Genomic DNA, 15,785 nt, shown 5'->3' on the forward strand with positions numbered 1-15,785 from the left:
GGAAGCAGAGCCTTGGTCGTCGATCGATGCCTGGCATAATGCCTGCTCGATGACCACGAATATTCACGTCGGCAATGACGTAACCGCGCGGATCGCGCGACCTCAGCCGGTTCGCGCCGGTCGGCGGCTGACGGGGTGGGCGGCTGTCGCGCTGGCCGCGGTCGCGGCCGTCGGGGTGAGCGTCTGGTCGGCGTTGAACAACGACGTGACGTACGCCTTGGGTGGCATGGAGACCGCCGGCAAGACCGGGGTGAGCATCTGGGACGTGTTCGTGGCCCGTCCGGTCGCGTACCGCCTCCTGCTGGCCGCGCTCGATGCGCCTGTGGTGGACGCGCCGCTGCGGGTGGCCCACGCGGTCATCCGGATCGAGACCGCGATCGTGGTCGCGGGTGTCGCGGCGGTGCTGTTCCTCGGGATGCGGCGCTTCCTGGACGTCCGGGCGGCGGCAGCGGTGGCGGCCGCTGCTGGGCTGGCGCTGATCATCGCGCCGCAGTGGCACTTCCTGGAGCCGGACTGGGTGGCCGCGATGTTCGCGGTGCTGGCGGTGGGTGCGGCGTGCGCTCCCCGGCGGGTGTGGCTGGGTGCTGTGCTGGGTGGCTTCGCGGCGTTCTTGGCGATCGCGGTCAAGTTGGCCACCGTGCCGATCACCCTGCTGGCGCTGCTGCTCGTGGGGGTGCTGAGCGTGCGCCGGGCGGCTTGGGCTGCCGTGGCCGCGGTCGGGTCCACAGTGCTCTGGTACGTGGCGACCAAGCATTTCCTGCCGTGGGAGTGGACGTGGCTGGACGACCAGGCGAACCTGGTCGCGGACTCGCCGATTCACCACGGTCTGCGGTGGGAGGACTTCCACCTGCTGCTGGTGGGGCTGGGCGACGTGGCCCTGTTGAGCCCTGTCGTGGCGGTGGCGCCCGCCGCCGCGACGGCTCTGGTCCGGCGGTTGCCGCCGGGCCGGCCGCGCTGGATCGGTGCGGCGGTCGCCGTGGTCGCGGGCGGGTTGTCGGTGGCGTCCGCCTATGGGCAGGGCGAGTTCTACATGTACCACTACGCGGTCGTTCCGGTGCTCGCCGCGGCGGTGTGGGGCGTGGCCTTCGGCCTGTGCCCGGGGGCTCGTACGTCGCTGTTCGTGACCACAGTGGTCTTCGCCGTGGCCAGCTTCGTCCTGCTCGCACAGTCGCCCGAGTGGCGCCGCGAGAACGTCACGGCCGTATCGCTGTGTTACCTGGCAGCCGCCGTGCTCGCCGCGGTTGCCACCTGGACGCTGGAGCGCCGGGCCACGCCGCTGGTTGCTCCGCAGGCCGGGGCGATCGCGCTGATCGCGGCGCTGGTGCTGGCCACGCTGCCGACCGCGCCGCTGGCCTTCAGCGGCTACAACTACGCGCTGCACAACGAGCGGCCGTCCGCGCCGGGCTACGCCGCCCTGCGCGAGCGCATCGGTGCGGACACTCCGGTGTTGTACCTGGCGTTCGGATCGATCAACTACCTGCTGCGCAACCCGTCGACCTGCCGGTACCCGTCGCCGCAGTGGCTGCAGCGGGGTGCGCACTTCAAGCGGGTGCGGGACTACCCCAGCTACCAGGACAACCTGCGCTGCCTGACCGAGGACGACCGCGCCGGGTATCTGGTGCTGCAGCCGGGGTGGTTCCCGTGGAAACGGGCGAGCCCCGAGGTACGCGGCCTGATCGCCGGCCGCTTCGACTGCTCCGCCGCCGCACGCGTCCCCGCGCCGAAGGGTCTGGTCGTCTGCCCCGCCCGTCCCTGACCGCACAATGCGCAACAGCCCCGTCTCTGCGTCAGGGCAGGTCGGGCATGTAAGTACGTGAGCTCGGCCGTCAGATGCGTAGGTCCCGACGGCCACACCTTGAAGCCGGTGAGCGTTCAGGTGCGCAGCTCCGGTTGCGGGGGGATCGGCATGGCGCGCATGGCGACGTCGACAGAGGCGTGCAGGTCGGCGCGGCTGGCGCCGGCGGCGGCGTGCACGGCGTGGCCCTCGCTGAGCGCCATGACGAAGCGGGCCAGCGCGCGCGGGTCGATGCCGTCCGGGAGGTCGCCCTCCGCGGCCGCGCGGGACAGGCGCTCCTGGAGGGCAGCCTCGGTGGCTGCCCGGCCTGCGGCGAGCGCCTCGGCGATGCGGGCGTTCTCCGGCGCGCATGCCAGGCCGCCCTGGATGGAGAGGCAGCCGGGAGGGTGGTTGTCGGCGGTGAGGCCGTCGGCGCTCGACCGCAGGAACGCCTCGATGGACGCGTGCGCGGTCGGCTGGTCGAGCGCAGCCCTGGCGGTGGTCACCTGCCTGTCGTGGTAGCGGGTGAAGGCGCGCTTGAACAGCTCCTCCTTGCTGCCGAACGCGGCGTACAGGCTCGGGCGGTTGATGCCCATCGCGCTGGTGAGCGCGCTCAGTGAGGCGCCTTCGTAGCCGTGCTGCCAGAAAACCTCGGCGGCGCGGTCGAGGACGGTTCCCTCGTCGAAGGCCCGTGGTCGTCCCGCGGCCGGCGCGTCAGTGTCCATGACCCTCACTCTACCGCTCGGTACAGATCATGAACCGAGTCACAACCGATCAGTACAAAATCATGTTACGGTGATCCCCAACCGAGCGGTACAAAATTGAGGCCTGCAGGAGGGCATCCATGACCGTCACACTGATCACCGGAGCGAACAAGGGCATCGGGTACGAGACCGCCCGGCAACTGCAGGAGCTGGGGCACACGGTCTACCTCGGCGCGCGTGACACCGAACGCGGGGAGAAGGCCGCCGCCGAACTCGGGGCGCGGTTCGTCCAGTTGGACGTCACCGACGACACCTCGGTCACCCGGGCACTGGCCGCGATCGACGCAGCCGAGGGCCGTCTGGACGTCCTGGTCCACAACGCCGGCATTCTGGAGACCGCACTCGACGTCCCCGCGGCGCTGCGTACCTTCGACACGAACGCGGTCGGCATCGTGCGCGTCACCGAGGCCGCACTGCCCCTGCTCCGCAAGTCCTCCAACCCCAACGTCGTCACCATCTCCAGCAGCCTCGGATCTTTCTGGGCGGTGACCAACCCCGAGCGACCGGAATACGCCGTGCCGCTCGCGCTGTACGCGGCGTCGAAGTCGGCGGCCACCATGCTGACGGTGCAGTACGCCAAGGCGCAGCCGGGCATCAAGTTCAACGCCTTGGAGCCGGGCACCACCGCGACCGACATGACTGCCGCGTTCGGCATCGGGCGACCGGTCGAGCAGAGCGCCCGGGTCGTCGTACGCCTGGCCACGCTCGACGCGTCCGGGCCGACGGGCACCCTCCAGGACGAGGCCGGAATCCTGCCGTGGTGAGTGCCCGCACGCAGGCACGCCCCCATGCAGCGGCCGGCGAGCAGACGGCAGGCCCGTCCTGGAGCGGTGTCGTCTCGCTCGGTCTGGGGATCTTTGCGATCGTCATGTCGGAGTTCCTGCCGGCGAGCCTGCTGCCGGTCATCGCCGATGACCTGCGGGTGTCCGAGGGGACGGCCGGCCAGGCCGTCAGCAGCACCGCCTTGGCGGCGGTGCTGTCGGCTCTGCTCGTCTCGGTGATCCTGCCGCGCACCGATCGGCGCCGCGTCATGATCGGCCTCACTCTTCTCGCCGCAGTGTCCAACCTGATCGTGGCAGTGGCCCCCACCTTCTCCGTCCTGCTGGCCGCCCGGCTTGTGCTCGGTGTCGCTCTCGGGGGGTTCTGGGCCATGGCCACCGCGATGGCGGCGCAACTGGTACCCGCGGACCACGTCGGTCGAGCGCTGACCGTCATCAACTCCGGAGTCGCGGCCGCCACCGTCGTAGCCGTGCCGTTCGGCGCCTGGCTCGGTGGGGTGTGGGGATGGCGGGGTGTCTTCCTCCTCGCTGCGGGCGTTGCGGTGCTCGCCCTGATCGTGCAGGTGGCGACACTGCCAAGCGTCTCTGCCGAGGCGGCTGGTGCGCTGGGCGCCTTCGGATCGGTCCTGCGCTCCGGTGTCGCCCTGGCCGGCCTGTTCGCCGCCTTGATGATCTTCGGCGGTCATTTCACCGGATTCACCTACGTCCGGGTCGCCGCGCAGAGCCTTTCCGGCATCGACAGTGGCGGCTTCGCCATGCTGCTGCTCGTATTCGGCGTCGCCGGCTTTCTGGGTACGGTGCTGAGCGGTCCGCTGGCCGACCGTGCCCCGCGAGTGGGCATGGTGTTGTTCCCGGCCGTGCTGGGGATCGGGATGCTCCTGATGTACCTGACGGGCGGCTCCGTCCTCGGTCTGTTCGCCGCCGTCGCGGTGTGGGGCTTCGGATTCGGCGGTGTGCCGACCACGATCCTGAGTTGGGGTGCCCGGAGTGAGCCGACACGGCTCGAGCAGATCGGTGGGCTGATCGTGATGGTGTGCAACATCGGAATAGCCCTAGGCGCGGTAGGCGGCGGCGTTCTGGTCGACAGAGTCTCCGCCGGGATACCGCTGGTGGCCGGCGGTGTTCTGGCCGTCGCCGGCGCGGTGATGCTGGTGAGCCTGCGACCGCAGCGTTGACGGTCGTTCGCGGTCCCGGCCGGCGGCCGGCCGCGACGGTGAGGGCCCACTTCACTGCGGTTCCACTCGAATGGAAGGTGCTCATGACCACTATCGGCATTCTCGGTGCCGGCCAGGCGGGAGCCACGCTGGCTCGTGCGTCGATTGCGGCGGGCTACAACGTCGTGATCGCCAATTCGCGTACACCCGAGACACTGCGGGACCTGGTCGACCGGTTGGGCCCACGGGCCCGCGCCGCCTACGCGGTGGACGCTGCGGCCGCAGCCGACTTCGCAGTCACCGCGTTCCCGTACACGCCCGACGACAGGCTGCCGGTCGAGGCACTGGCGGGCAAGGTCGTGCTCGACATCAACAACTACATGGTCTGGCGAGACGGGAACTATCCCGACGTCGACTCCGGCCTCAAGACGATTCACGAGTTGCGTCAGGAGCAGCTGCCCGCCTCCAAGGTGGCGAAGGCTTTCACCCACATCCAGTTCCACGAGCGCTCCCCGATCAGGGTCCCCAGCGACGCGCTGCCTGCCGTGTTCCGGCTGGCCAGACCCGCCGGCGCCCCTGACCGAAAGGCACTGGTCGTCTCGAGCGACCACCCGGAGGCCGTCGAGCTGGTCACCCGGTTCTATGACGATCTCGGGTTCGACGCGGTCGACAACAGCCCACTGAGCGAATCGTGGCGCAGTGCCCCCGGTACGCCGATGTGGCGGCACCACGTCGACGGACAAAGCCGCGAGGAGCTCATCAGCAACTTGCAGCGCGCCCAGCGCCCCGTTCGATGAGCACGCGTCATCCCTCGGCGGCCGATCGGACGCTGAGTACCGGCACTCCCGCCCGTAGCGCGGGCAACACCCAGCTCGCGATGCCGGGGCACCTTGACCGCGACGACCACAAGGTCGAGTGATCGCTCGCTCGAGCTCCCGGGTCGCGGGGTGCTCACGTCGGCCAGGCGAGCAGTGCCGTGTCGACGATCTCGTCGAGAGTCTCGGGCCCGAGGCCGTTCGCGGCCTGGACCGCGATGCCGAATCCCGTCGTCATGACGTATCGGGCGAGGCGTCCCGGGTCGGCGTCACCCGAGAGGTCGCCCTCCTCGACGGCGCGCCGGAAGCGCGCCTCGAGCTGGTCACCCGCATCGATGCGCCAGCCGACCAGCACATCGTGCGCCGGCCGGCTCTGCTCACTCAGCGCCAGCGCACCCTGCACGGAGAGGCATCCCGTGGGGCGTCCCGGAGACGTCGTCGTCCGGACGGCTCCCCGAAGGAATGCCTCGGCCACCGCGCGCGCGGTGGGCTCCCGCAGGGCGCGGGTCACGTAGGAGGCCGGCCCCTCGGCGTAGCGCTGCACGGCCTTACGGAAGAGCTGCTCCTTGTTGCCGAAGGCGGCGTACATGCTCGACTTGGTGATCCCCATCGCGCCGGTCAGGTCCGTGAGGCTGGTGCCGTCGTACCCCCGCGCCCAGAACACCTGCATGGCGCGTTCCAGAGCCTCGTCGATATCGAACTCCCGGGGGCGGCCGAACCCTGTGCTTCGGGATCCACTCATGACGGCATCCTCCTCGCTCCGGGGTGGACAGGCGCGCCGGGTCGCTGTGGCCAGCTGATCTTTTCGTCACAGCAGACTTTACTCCCGGTCGGTCCAGATGTGCTAGCGTTCTGGACCGACCGGGATTTAAGTCGGTTCGCCGACCACAGGGAAGAGGATCACCACGATGAGAACCACCTCGCTCGGCGGGCTGGAGACCTCCCGCATCGGCCTGGGTGCCATGGGCATGTCGGCCTTCTACACCGGCGCCGGCCGGCGCGATGCCCAGTCGATCCGCACCATCCAACGGGCCCTGGACATCGGCGTCACCCACATCGACACTGCCGAGGCGTACGGCCCCTACATCAACGAGGAACTGGTGGGCCGCGCCATCAAGGGACGCCGGGACGAGGTCGTTCTCGCGACCAAGTTCGGTCTCGTCTCGCACACCGGCCGCCCGGGCGCGGACAGCACGGCGGCCAACGTCCGGCTCGCGGTGGAGGGATCGCTGCGCCGCCTCGGCACCGACCACCTGGACCTCTATTACCAGCATCGGGGCGACCAGGACACGCCGATCGAGGAGACCGTCGGGACGCTGGCGGAGCTGGTGAGCGAGGGCAAGATCCGTCACATCGGACTCTCGGAGGCTGGGCCCGAGACGATCCGGCGGGCGCATGCTGTTCATCCGATCGCCGCGGTGCAGTCCGAGTACTCGCTGTGGGTCCGCGACCCCGAGGCCGAGGTGCTGCCGGTCCTGCGCGAGCTGGGCGTGGGCCTCGTCCCGTACTCCCCACTGGGCCGCGGGTTCCTCACCGGCGGCATCCGCACGCTGGACGACCTCGACGCCGACGACTGGCGCCGTACCAACCCACGCTTCGCCGCCGGCAACCTCGAACGCAACATGCGCATCGTCGACGAGGTCCGCGCCGTCGCCGCCGAGGCCGGGGTCACGCCCGCGCAGGTCGCCCTCGCCTGGCTGCTCGCCCAGGGCGACGACATCGCCCCCATTCCCGGCACCACGCGCATCGACCGGCTGGAGGAGAACGCCGCCGCCGACCGCATCAGCCTCACCGACGGCCAGATCGCCCGACTGGACAACCTGACCCCGGCTACCGGCGCCCGCTACGACGAAGCCAACATGGCCGCCCTCGACCACTGAGCGGACAGCCACCCGGGAGTCGTCCTGAGAGGCGTCGCCGACCTGGCGAGGGCGCATCATCGCGCCGGCGGAGGACCGGCGGCCGCGAGGAAGGGCGGTGCCGGTGCGCTCAGCCTCGTCCGGGTGCGTACGCCCGCGCGACGAGCGTGCGCAGAACGTGGCGGCGGCGTTCGTGGTCGGACTCGGCATCCGAAGAGCTCGCCGTAAAGGTCGTGCTCGCCGGGGACCACGCCATGGACAGCGCGATCACGGTGACGAAGATGTCGAACGGGTCGAAGTTCTTGTCGATGTGACCCGCGGCCTGCGCCGCAGCGATGTTGGCCAGTTTCTCCTCGGCGCGGGGGAGCGGTTCGGCGGTGAGGGGCCCGGTCGGCCGACGCTCGAGTCGCGACCATGCGGCCAGCCGGATCAACTCGGGGTGTGCGAGGTACTCGTCGTAGAGCTGGACCGCGTACCCGGGAAGGTCCGTGCCGTCGAGGGGGACGGCGTCCACGATCGCATGCAGTGCGGTTGAGAAGACGGCGTCGAAGAGCGCGTCCTTGCTCCCGAAGTAGGCGTACAGCTGAGCCTTGTTCGCGCGGGACTGTTCCGCGATGCGGTCCACGCGAGCTCCGGCGATGCCGTGCTGCGCGAACTCGGCACGGGCGGCGTCGAGAATCCTCGCGCGCGTCGCTTCTCCACCGGCTCGCATGCGAACACGATAACAAACTAGTTGGTTGCGCTTGGGACGACGTTGATCTAGGGTTGGATGGGATGTAACTAACCAGTTTGTTAGGGGCGAGTCCTGGTCAGCCGTCTGATCGACGTGGCGTCGCGCCCTCGGCGATTGAGTCAGCGCCCGAGACCTCGCTCCCTCGGCTGAAAGGAACACGATGCGCTCGACGTACGCCTACGCGAAGGCCGCGCCCGGGGCCGACCTGACGCTCACGCGGATCTCCCGCCGGGACCTGCGCCCGGACGATGTCGCGATCGACGTGACCTACTGCGGAGTGTGTCACTCGGACCTGCACGAGATCGATCGTGGGGACACCTTTCCGCTGGTGCCCGGGCACGAATTCACGGGCGTCGTGACGGCCGTCGGCAGCTCCGTGTCGCGGTTCCGCGTGGGCGACGCCGTGGCGGTCGGAAACATCGTCGACTCCTGCGGCACCTGCCCGATGTGCCAGGTCGGGCAGGAGAACTACTGCACCTCCCATCCGACGCTGACATACGGAGGCACCGACCGGCACGACGGGCGACCCACTCTCGGCGCGTACGCGAACGAATACGTCGCCACCGAACGATTCGTCTACCCCCTTCCCGGCAACCTCGACGCCCCCGGTGTCGCACCGCTGATGTGTGCCGGCGTCACGGTGTGGGAGCCGCTCAAGCGTTGGGAGACCGGCCCGGGCAAGCAGGTCGGAGTCGTGGGCCTCGGCGGGCTCGGCCATCTCGCCGTCAAGTTCGCCCACGCCCTCGGCGCACATGTCGTGCTGTTCACCACCTCGGCCGCCAAGGGCCAGGGAGCCAAGGATCTCGGCGCGGATGAGGTTGTCGTCTCCAGCGACGCCGCGGCGATGGAGGCCCGGTCCGGTCAGCTCGACTTCATCCTGGACACTGCCTCGGCCCCGCATGACCTGACGCCGTACCTGAAGGCGCTCAAGCTGGACGGCACGCTGTGCTCGCTCGGCGCCCTCGGCTCGATGAGCTTCGACCCCCTCGCGCTGCTGGTGGGCCGCAAGAGCCTGGCGTCCGCGGGCAGCGGCGGAAGGCGCGGAACCCAGCAGATGCTGGACTTCTGCGCCGAGCACGACATCACCGCGGAGGTCGAGGTCATGCCCGCTTCTGAGGTGAACGAGGCGCTGGCGCGCCTGCGGCGCAACGACGTGCGTTACCGGTTCGTCCTCGACATGCACCAGAGTGGATCCTGACGCCGACCGGACGCCGCCGAGGCGGTGGGCGACGACGTTTTCAGGTGCAGTTGCGCGTGCCCCGCTTGACCGCGCCGGGCCAGGCCGCTCGTACGCCTGCCGGTCCGGGATACTTGGTGAACTTGATCTGGAGGCAGTCGCCCTGCTCGTAATAGCGTGAGGCGGCGAGAGCGAGCAGACCGGCGGCGGGTGCGACGGCGCCGCCGCAGACCACGGCGAGGGTGCCCGCCGAGAAGACGCCGCAAGCGCCGGCCGCGATGCCGATGACGGCGCCGGCGTCGCGCGCATTACGGGTCTGGGCGCGGTCGATGCGCACCGTACAGGTCACAATGCCGCAGTCCCCCTGGAACGGAGGGGATGCCTGCGCGGCCGGCGGCGCGATTCCCACCACGGCACCAGTTGCTATCAGTGTGGTCGTGAGTGCGGCCACAGTGCGCCGTAAGGACGGAATTCGCATGTCGTTAACTCTCCTCTGCATTGCGCGCTCCGGGGAACAAACTGTGCACGCCGGCTCCTCCAAAGGAAAGGTCTCGAAAAGGGGTCCCTCGGCAGGGTGATCACGGCACACATCGCCGAGCGGCAATCTCCGAATCGGCCTGGCCGGTCAATCGCTAATCTGCCGATCTTGCATGCAGGATGCAGTTGCGTTGCCCGACCGACGAGCCGGATGGGCCGGATGGACGAAATGTTGCTCCACTACTCGGTCGGGCTGTGTGACTTGTGGTTACGGGCAGGTGATCTGCGTCGTTGTGCCGGTGTCGCGCGGATGTTTCATCGGATTGATCGGTACGACGGTCGTCCACGTCGTATTTCCGCGCGACGAAACATACGGATCGGCTCACGTTCGAAGGGTTTTACCGTGCTCAAAGCTTTTGCTGTCGGCGCTTCCCTGGCTGCTTCCCTCGTCGCCATCGGCTCGCCTGCCGACGCGGCCGGCGCCGCGCGGCCGGACGAGGAGATGGTCATCGGCGTTGTCGCCGCTAATGGCTCCGGATGCCCGTGGGGCAGTGCTCAGGTGACGCCGTCGCCGGACAACAAGGCCTTCACCGTCACGTACAGTGAATTCACTGCCCAGGTGGGCGTCGGGACGAAGCCGACGGATTTCCGCAAGAACTGCCAGCTCGCCCTCGACGTGCACGTCCCCCAGGGGTATACGTACGCGATCTCGGGTACGGATTACCGCGGCTTCGCTCATTTGGAGCGCGGAGCATCCGCATCCGAGACCGCCAACTACTATTTCCAGGGCGAGCGGCAGAGCACCCGCATCAGGCACGACTTCTCAGGCCCGTTCGACGGCAATTGGCAGCGTACCGACAGCGTCGGCATCAGCTCGCTGGCCTTCCTGCCGTGCGGGGAGCAGCGCTACCTCAACGTCAACACCGAGCTTCGCGTCAACGCCGGCTCGTCCAACACCAAGAAGACGACCAGCATGCTGACCATGGACTCGACCGACGGCCGCATCGACACCGTGTACCACGTCGCCTGGAAGAAGTGCTGACCTTCTTCGCCACGGCTGGTCCGGATCACGGTCCGGACCAGCCGGCCGAACAACCGATCCACCCGCCGCACCGGGCATGAACTGGTGGGCCACCGGGTGAAGCCGGACAGGCCGTGCTCGAGTGAGCACGGCCTGTCCGGAACATGGGCGATTCCCGGCTGTTGTGCCAGCCTCTTCAGGCTCGCGCTCAGCACTTCTTCCAGGCGACGTGGTACACGGTGTCGAGATTCCCGTCGGTGGAATCCATGGTGATGAAACTGGTGGTCTTCCTCGTCTTCGACGAGCCGGCGAAGACGCGCAGTTCGTTGTTGACGTTCAAATACCGCTGATCCCCGCAGGGACGAAACGACAGAGCGCTGATCCCCATCGTCCGGCTGCGCTGCCAATTCGCGTCCGCGGGCCCGGAAATGGTGTGCCTGCTCATGCCCGAACGCGACTCGCCTTGAAAGTAGGTGAAGGCGGTCAACGTCGCGTGCGCGCCGCGCGCGAGGTGGGCGAAGCCGCGGTAGTCGATCCTGGAGATCGCGTAGGTGTAACCCTGCGGCACTCGCACGTCGAGTGCCAACTGGCAGTTCTTGCGGAAGTCGGTCGGTTTGGCGCCGACCCCCACTTGGGCGGTGAATTGACTGTATGTCACGGTGAACGCCTTGTTGTCCCGCGACGGGGTCACCTGGGCGCTGCCCCTGGGGCAACCGGAGCCATTAGCGGCAACCACATTGACGACCATCTGGTTTCGTGGCGTCGGTCCCGCTGATGCCGCTGCCGGTGCCGCAGTTGCGGCCAGTGACGCGACAAGCGTGGTGCCGATGGTGAGAGCCTTCAGCATGCTGATCCTTTACGAGTGGGAATTCTGCGTTACTGCTTCGCGGTCGAGCGGAACGATCGTCAAACCGCAGCAGGTTGAGAAAACGTACCATTTGTCGCTTTCACGCCAGATAGTCCATTCGGCCGAGAACCAAAAGAGGGAAAACTCGCGCCGGCCGATCGGGTCAGCGAATCGTTCGCGATCGGGCGGGCGAGCGACGGGACAGCAGGAATCCGGCCAGGGCTGCGGCCATGCCGGCGAGCCCGGCCGCCGCGAAGCCGCCCGGCGGCGCGGACGCGTCGATCACCCACCCGACGACCGGGGATCCGAGCGCGAAGCCCGTGCTCTGGGCCGCGGACTGCAGACCGGTCGCCTCACCGCGAACGCTGGGCGGCGCCAGCCGGCTCACCGCGTCGGCCACTGTGGAAAGAGTCGGCGCGGTGAGAAGCCCGGCGCCGACGACGGCCACACACAACCAGCGCCAGTCGTGGGCGAGCCCGGCGGGAATCGTGACGAGCCCGAGCAGACCGAGCAGCAGCCATGTGGGTCGCGGCCCGGAGGACTGCGCGCCGTAGATCAGTCCTCCGGCGACGGAGGCCATGCCGAACACGGCAAGGACCGCGGCGGCCCAGGACACCTGGCCCGCTTCTTCGAGCGTGGCGACGACGGCGAGGTCCACGCCGCCCAGAAGCGCCGTCACACCGAGCGCCATCGTCAATGTGGCGATCATGCCGGCGCCCAGCCACTCCCGATGCCGGGGCCGTCCGGCGGAGCCGGCGTACGCCTCGCCTTCGGCACGCAGCGGCGGATCGAGCCAAGCGATAGCGGCCCCCCCGGCTGCGATCGTGGCGCCGACGCCCCACGCGACCACACCCGAGGACAACTGCGCGGTGCACACGATCACCACTGCCGGCCCCACCATGTACGAAACCTCGCCCTGCACCGACTCCAGCGCGAAGGCGGCCCGGCGCTGTTCCGCCGTCGTCATCGCGGCGATGGCCTCCCGGGTGACCAGCTGAGCCGGCACCATCGCCAGGCCCCCTGCAAAGGCGGCGCCGAGCAGCACCCCGTACGGCAGAAACGGCACACTCAGCCAGAACACGACCTGCACCGCCACGGTCGTCCACAACACCGCCCGCAGGCCCCGCATGTCGATCATGCGGCCGAGCACCGGCCCACCCAGCGCCAAGCCGGCGGTGAGCGACGCCGCGACGCCGCCCGCCGCCGCGTAGCTCAGGTCCAGAGTCAGCACGACGTGCAGTGTCAGCACCATGACGTCAGCCGTGATCGCAACTCGGGCAAGCAGCGACACCGCCAGCAGTGGCGCCAAGCCCGGCACGGCGAGCACCTGTCGGTAGCTGATCACGCTCCAAACGCTAGGTCGCCGCCTGAGCCATAGGAACCGGCGACTCCATTAGGCCCGGCATAATGGTTCCTTATGGCCAGGGATCTGGACACCGCGTTGCTGCGGTCGTTCGTCACCGCCGTGCGGGCGGGCAGCATCGGGCGGGCCGCGGCCGCGCTCGGGCACAGCCAGCCCGCGGTCAGCCAGCAGTTGCGCAAGCTCGAGAGCGTCGTCGGCCGGCCGCTGCTGCACCGGTCGCCATCGGGCGTCACGCCGACCCGCGCAGGTGAAGAGCTTCTGCCGTACGCCGAACGCATACTCGCGCTGTCCACGCAGGCCCTCACCGAAACCGGGCGCGCGCTGACCGGCCGCTGCGGCGTGGGGCTGCTCGAAGACCTCGCCGCGTCCCAGCTCTCCCAGGCCCTTGCCGACCTTGCCCGGCTGCATCCCGGCGCGACCCTCGAGGTGCTCACCTACCCGGAGGCCATGATGCGGGAGGCCTACGACGCGGGCCACGTCCACCTCGTACTCGACGAGGCGGCGCGCGTTCCCGGACCGCTGCGCTGGACCGTCCGCCGCCCACTGGTCTGGGCGGCCGGTCAGGGTGTCGACGTGACCGCCGACCCGCTGCCGGTGGTGCTGTTCTCGAACCCGTGCTTCTGGCGTACCTCAGTCATGGAGACGCTCGAGCGTGCGGGCCGGCGCTGGCAGGTGACGTTCGAGAGCAACAACCTGGTCGGGGTGCTCGCCGCGCTACGGGCCGGCCTCGGCGTCGCGGCGCTCATGCCCACGAACATCGAACCCGCCCTGACCTGCCATGACTCCGACACCCTGCCCGTCCTGCCGGACGTCGAGCTCGGTCTCGCACGACACCCGCGTACCGAAGGCGACCCACTGATCAATGCCGTCGAAACCGTGCTACGACGCATGATCTGAACGCCGCCGGCGTCGGCAACAGCGAGCCACGGGGACCCACCCGAAGGGATTAGCCGGAACGGCCATCCCCGGCGATTACCTCTGGCCGCCACGTCGTCGCGCGGGAAAGGATGCTCGCGGGACGAACGGAGGTGGGGATCGCGTGACCGGGTACGACGCCGAGCAGCTGACGGCGGGCCTTCGCTCCATGACGATGCTGACCGCGCTCGTACGGCGCGGCGGACGGCCGGCGGCGGTGGCGCCGACCATCGCGCTGCGGACGGCGGAGAAGCAGTACGGCTGGCTGCCCGTGACGCTGGGCGGCGGCGAGCGGCGGATCGCTGTCGTCACGAACCTGCGGCTGATCGTGGGTCCGGACGAGATCCCGCTTCATGCGATCACGCGCCTCCGGCCGGGCGGGCAGCCGTGGTCGGTGACGCTCGATATTCGCGGGCGGGCGCAGGAGCTCACGCTGAGCGGGCCGTGGGTGCCGTGGATGAGCGTGGTGCTCTGCGCGGAGCTGTACGGGACGGCGTGGCCGCCGGCGTTCGCTCCGGTGCGGGCTGTGCCGGCTCCTCGACGTACATCGGAAAAAGTGCCGGAGTCGGTGGACCGGCGGCCCCGGCACTGCGACGCTGAGCATTGTGTATGACTACGACCTGTTGGTGCTGGGCTCGGGTCCCAGCGGTCAGAAGGCCGCCATCGCTGCCTCCAAGCTCGGGCGCCGGGTCGGCATCGTCGACCGGCGGGACATGATCGGTGGGGTCTGCATCAACACCGGCACCGTGCCGTCGAAGACGCTGCGGGAGGCGGTGCTCTACCTGACCGGCCTCAGCCAGCGCGATCTGTACGGCAGCAGCTACCGGGTCAAGGACGAGATCACGGTGAGCGATCTCGCGGCCCGTACGCAGCACGTGATCAGCCGGCAGACCGACGTCATCCGCAACCAGCTCGCGCGTAACAAGGTCACCATGATCACCGGGGTGGGCCGGTTCGCGGACGAGCACTCGATCTGGGTCGACGGCGGCAGCGGCCGGGAGAACAAGGTCAGCGCCGACAAGATCATCATCGCGGCCGGCACGCGTCCCGCCCGGCCCGACAGCGTGGACTTCGACGACCGTACGATCGTCGACTCGGACGGCGTGATCAACCTGCAGGCCGTGCCGCGCAGCATGGTCGTGGTCGGCGCCGGGGTGATCGGCATGGAGTACGCCTCGATGTTCGCCGCCCTCGGCACCAAGGTGACCGTCGTCGAGCGCCGCGAGAAGATGCTCGACTTCTGCGACGACGAAATCGTCGAATCGCTGAAATACCATCTGCGCGACCTCAGCGTGACGTTCCGCTTCGGCGAGGAAGTGGCGGCGGTCGAGCGTCACCAGACCGCCGCGCTGTGCATTCTCAAGAGCGGCAAAAAGATCGTCGCCGACACGGTCATGTATTCGGCCGGCCGCCAGGGCCAGACCGACGACCTGGCGCTCGAGGCGGCCGGGCTCGAGGCCGACCGGCGCGGACGCATCGAGGTCGACCTCAACTACCGCACGGCGGTCGGCAACATCTACGCCGTCGGCGACGTGATCGGCTTCCCTGCGCTGGCCTCCACCTCGATGGAGCAGGGACGACTCGCCGCGCACCACGCCTGCGGCGAACCGGCCCGCGAGATGCACCAGCTCCAGCCGATCGGCATCTACACGATCCCGGAGATCAGCTTCGTCGGGAAGACCGAGGACGAGCTGACCGACTCCGCGACCCCCTTCGAGGTGGGCATCGCACGCTACCGCGAGCTGGCGCGCGGGCAGATCGTCGGCGACTCGTACGGCATGCTCAAGCTGCTGGTGGCGCCCGACGACGGCAAACTGCTCGGCGTGCACGTCTTCGGCACCGGCGCCACCGAGATCGTCCATATCGGGCAGGCCGTGATGGGTTGCGGCGGCACGGTCGACTACCTGGTCGACGCGGTCTTCAACTACCCGACGCTGGCCGAGGCGTACAAGGTGGCCGCCCTCGACGCGTCCAACAAGATCCGCAACATCACCCGCATCGACGGATAGGGGCGGTCGCGGACGTCAATGTCCGCCCGTCCGGCTCGCCCGTTGGCGCACATTGAGACGAGCGTTACTGAGAATTTCTCGTTACGCACCTCGAAGTA

16 protein-coding genes are annotated in these 15,785 nt (G+C 69.0%); 10 read left to right on the forward strand and 6 right to left on the reverse strand.

Translation table 11 applies throughout. The features are described 5' to 3' along the window. The first annotated feature begins 49 nt into the window (after positions 1–49). Positions 50–1,756: a hypothetical protein gene (locus ACSNN8_RS14245; RefSeq protein ID WP_436649652.1), complete on the forward strand. Its 1,707-nt coding sequence runs from the start codon at positions 50–52 to the stop codon at positions 1,754–1,756. Positions 1,757–1,872: 116 nt separating this feature from the next. Here ACSNN8_RS14245 and ACSNN8_RS14250 read toward each other — a convergent pair whose 3' ends face one another. Beyond that, positions 1,873–2,499, reverse strand: a complete 627-nt coding sequence (locus ACSNN8_RS14250; protein WP_436649653.1) for a TetR/AcrR family transcriptional regulator — start codon at positions 2,497–2,499, stop codon at positions 1,873–1,875. Positions 2,500–2,618: 119 nt separating this feature from the next. On the opposite strand from ACSNN8_RS14250, the gene ACSNN8_RS14255 reads away from it, so the two are divergent. From ACSNN8_RS14255 to ACSNN8_RS14265, 3 genes are all read left to right on the forward strand, one after another. Further along, a complete protein-coding gene (locus tag ACSNN8_RS14255) occupies positions 2,619–3,302 on the forward strand; it encodes an SDR family NAD(P)-dependent oxidoreductase (RefSeq protein WP_436649654.1) in 684 nt (227 codons plus the stop codon). Further along, the gene (locus ACSNN8_RS14260) at positions 3,299–4,492 is read left to right on the forward strand and encodes an MFS transporter (protein WP_436649655.1); all 1,194 of its coding nucleotides are present in this window, start codon (positions 3,299–3,301) and stop codon (positions 4,490–4,492) included. The genes ACSNN8_RS14255 and ACSNN8_RS14260 overlap by 4 nt, the downstream gene beginning before the upstream one ends. An 83-nt stretch (positions 4,493–4,575) precedes the next feature. Next, complete coding sequence (locus tag ACSNN8_RS14265) at positions 4,576–5,268, forward strand: NADPH-dependent F420 reductase (RefSeq protein WP_436649656.1); 693 nt, start codon at positions 4,576–4,578, stop codon at positions 5,266–5,268. 154 nt (positions 5,269–5,422) lie between these two features. On the opposite strand, the gene ACSNN8_RS14270 is transcribed toward ACSNN8_RS14265, so the two are convergent. Continuing rightward, the gene (locus tag ACSNN8_RS14270) at positions 5,423–6,028 is read right to left on the reverse strand and encodes a TetR/AcrR family transcriptional regulator (protein ID WP_436649657.1); all 606 of its coding nucleotides are present in this window, start codon (positions 6,026–6,028) and stop codon (positions 5,423–5,425) included. Between the two features lie 166 nt (positions 6,029–6,194). Here ACSNN8_RS14270 and ACSNN8_RS14275 point away from each other — a divergent pair, with 166 nt between their 5' ends. Then, complete coding sequence (locus tag ACSNN8_RS14275; RefSeq protein WP_436649658.1) at positions 6,195–7,166, forward strand: aldo/keto reductase; 972 nt, start codon at positions 6,195–6,197, stop codon at positions 7,164–7,166. Positions 7,167–7,275: 109 nt separating this feature from the next. Here ACSNN8_RS14275 and ACSNN8_RS14280 read toward each other — a convergent pair whose 3' ends face one another. Beyond that, entirely contained in the window at positions 7,276–7,857 is a 582-nt protein-coding gene (locus ACSNN8_RS14280) for a TetR family transcriptional regulator (protein ID WP_436649659.1), read from the reverse strand. A gap of 181 nt (positions 7,858–8,038) precedes the next feature. On the opposite strand from ACSNN8_RS14280, the gene ACSNN8_RS14285 reads away from it, so the two are divergent. Then, a complete protein-coding gene (locus tag ACSNN8_RS14285) occupies positions 8,039–9,076 on the forward strand; it encodes an NAD(P)-dependent alcohol dehydrogenase (protein ID WP_436649660.1) in 1,038 nt (345 codons plus the stop codon). 40 nt (positions 9,077–9,116) lie between these two features. Here the strand turns inward: ACSNN8_RS14285 and ACSNN8_RS14290 are convergent, their stop codons facing one another. Beyond that, positions 9,117–9,392: a hypothetical protein gene (locus tag ACSNN8_RS14290; RefSeq protein ID WP_436649661.1), complete on the reverse strand. Its 276-nt coding sequence runs from the start codon at positions 9,390–9,392 to the stop codon at positions 9,117–9,119. A 573-nt stretch (positions 9,393–9,965) separates the two neighbouring features. Here ACSNN8_RS14290 and ACSNN8_RS14295 point away from each other — a divergent pair. Next, positions 9,966–10,574 carry a DUF4360 domain-containing protein gene (locus tag ACSNN8_RS14295; protein WP_436650719.1) on the forward strand — a complete coding sequence of 203 codons (609 nt, stop codon included), beginning with the start codon at positions 9,966–9,968 and terminating at the stop codon, positions 10,572–10,574. 187 nt (positions 10,575–10,761) lie between these two features. On the opposite strand, the gene ACSNN8_RS14300 is transcribed toward ACSNN8_RS14295, so the two are convergent. Together ACSNN8_RS14300 and ACSNN8_RS14305 are read right to left on the reverse strand one after the other, a co-directional pair. Continuing rightward, on the reverse strand, positions 10,762–11,400 hold the full coding sequence (locus ACSNN8_RS14300) for a DUF4360 domain-containing protein (RefSeq protein WP_436649662.1): 639 nt from the start codon (positions 11,398–11,400) through the stop codon (positions 10,762–10,764). A 163-nt stretch (positions 11,401–11,563) separates the two neighbouring features. After that, positions 11,564–12,727 carry an MFS transporter gene (locus tag ACSNN8_RS14305; RefSeq protein ID WP_436649663.1) on the reverse strand — a complete coding sequence of 388 codons (1,164 nt, stop codon included), beginning with the start codon at positions 12,725–12,727 and terminating at the stop codon, positions 11,564–11,566. Between the two features lie 114 nt (positions 12,728–12,841). Here ACSNN8_RS14305 and ACSNN8_RS14310 point away from each other — a divergent pair, with 114 nt between their 5' ends. The 3 genes from ACSNN8_RS14310 to sthA all read left to right on the forward strand — a co-directional run bounded on the left by ACSNN8_RS14310 (position 12,842) and on the right by sthA (position 15,687). After that, the gene (locus tag ACSNN8_RS14310) at positions 12,842–13,660 is read left to right on the forward strand and encodes a LysR family transcriptional regulator (protein ID WP_436649664.1); all 819 of its coding nucleotides are present in this window, start codon (positions 12,842–12,844) and stop codon (positions 13,658–13,660) included. 142 nt (positions 13,661–13,802) lie between these two features. Further along, a complete protein-coding gene (locus ACSNN8_RS14315; protein WP_436649665.1) occupies positions 13,803–14,291 on the forward strand; it encodes a hypothetical protein in 489 nt (162 codons plus the stop codon). Next, positions 14,284–15,687: a Si-specific NAD(P)(+) transhydrogenase gene (gene sthA, locus ACSNN8_RS14320; RefSeq protein ID WP_436649666.1), complete on the forward strand. Its 1,404-nt coding sequence runs from the start codon at positions 14,284–14,286 to the stop codon at positions 15,685–15,687. Before ACSNN8_RS14315 ends, sthA begins: the two co-directional genes overlap by 8 nt. Positions 15,688–15,785 lie beyond the last annotated feature (98 nt).

The sequence above is a fragment of the Actinoplanes sp. URMC 104 genome (assembly GCF_051386375.1).
Lineage (GTDB): Bacteria > Actinomycetota > Actinomycetes > Mycobacteriales > Micromonosporaceae > Actinoplanes.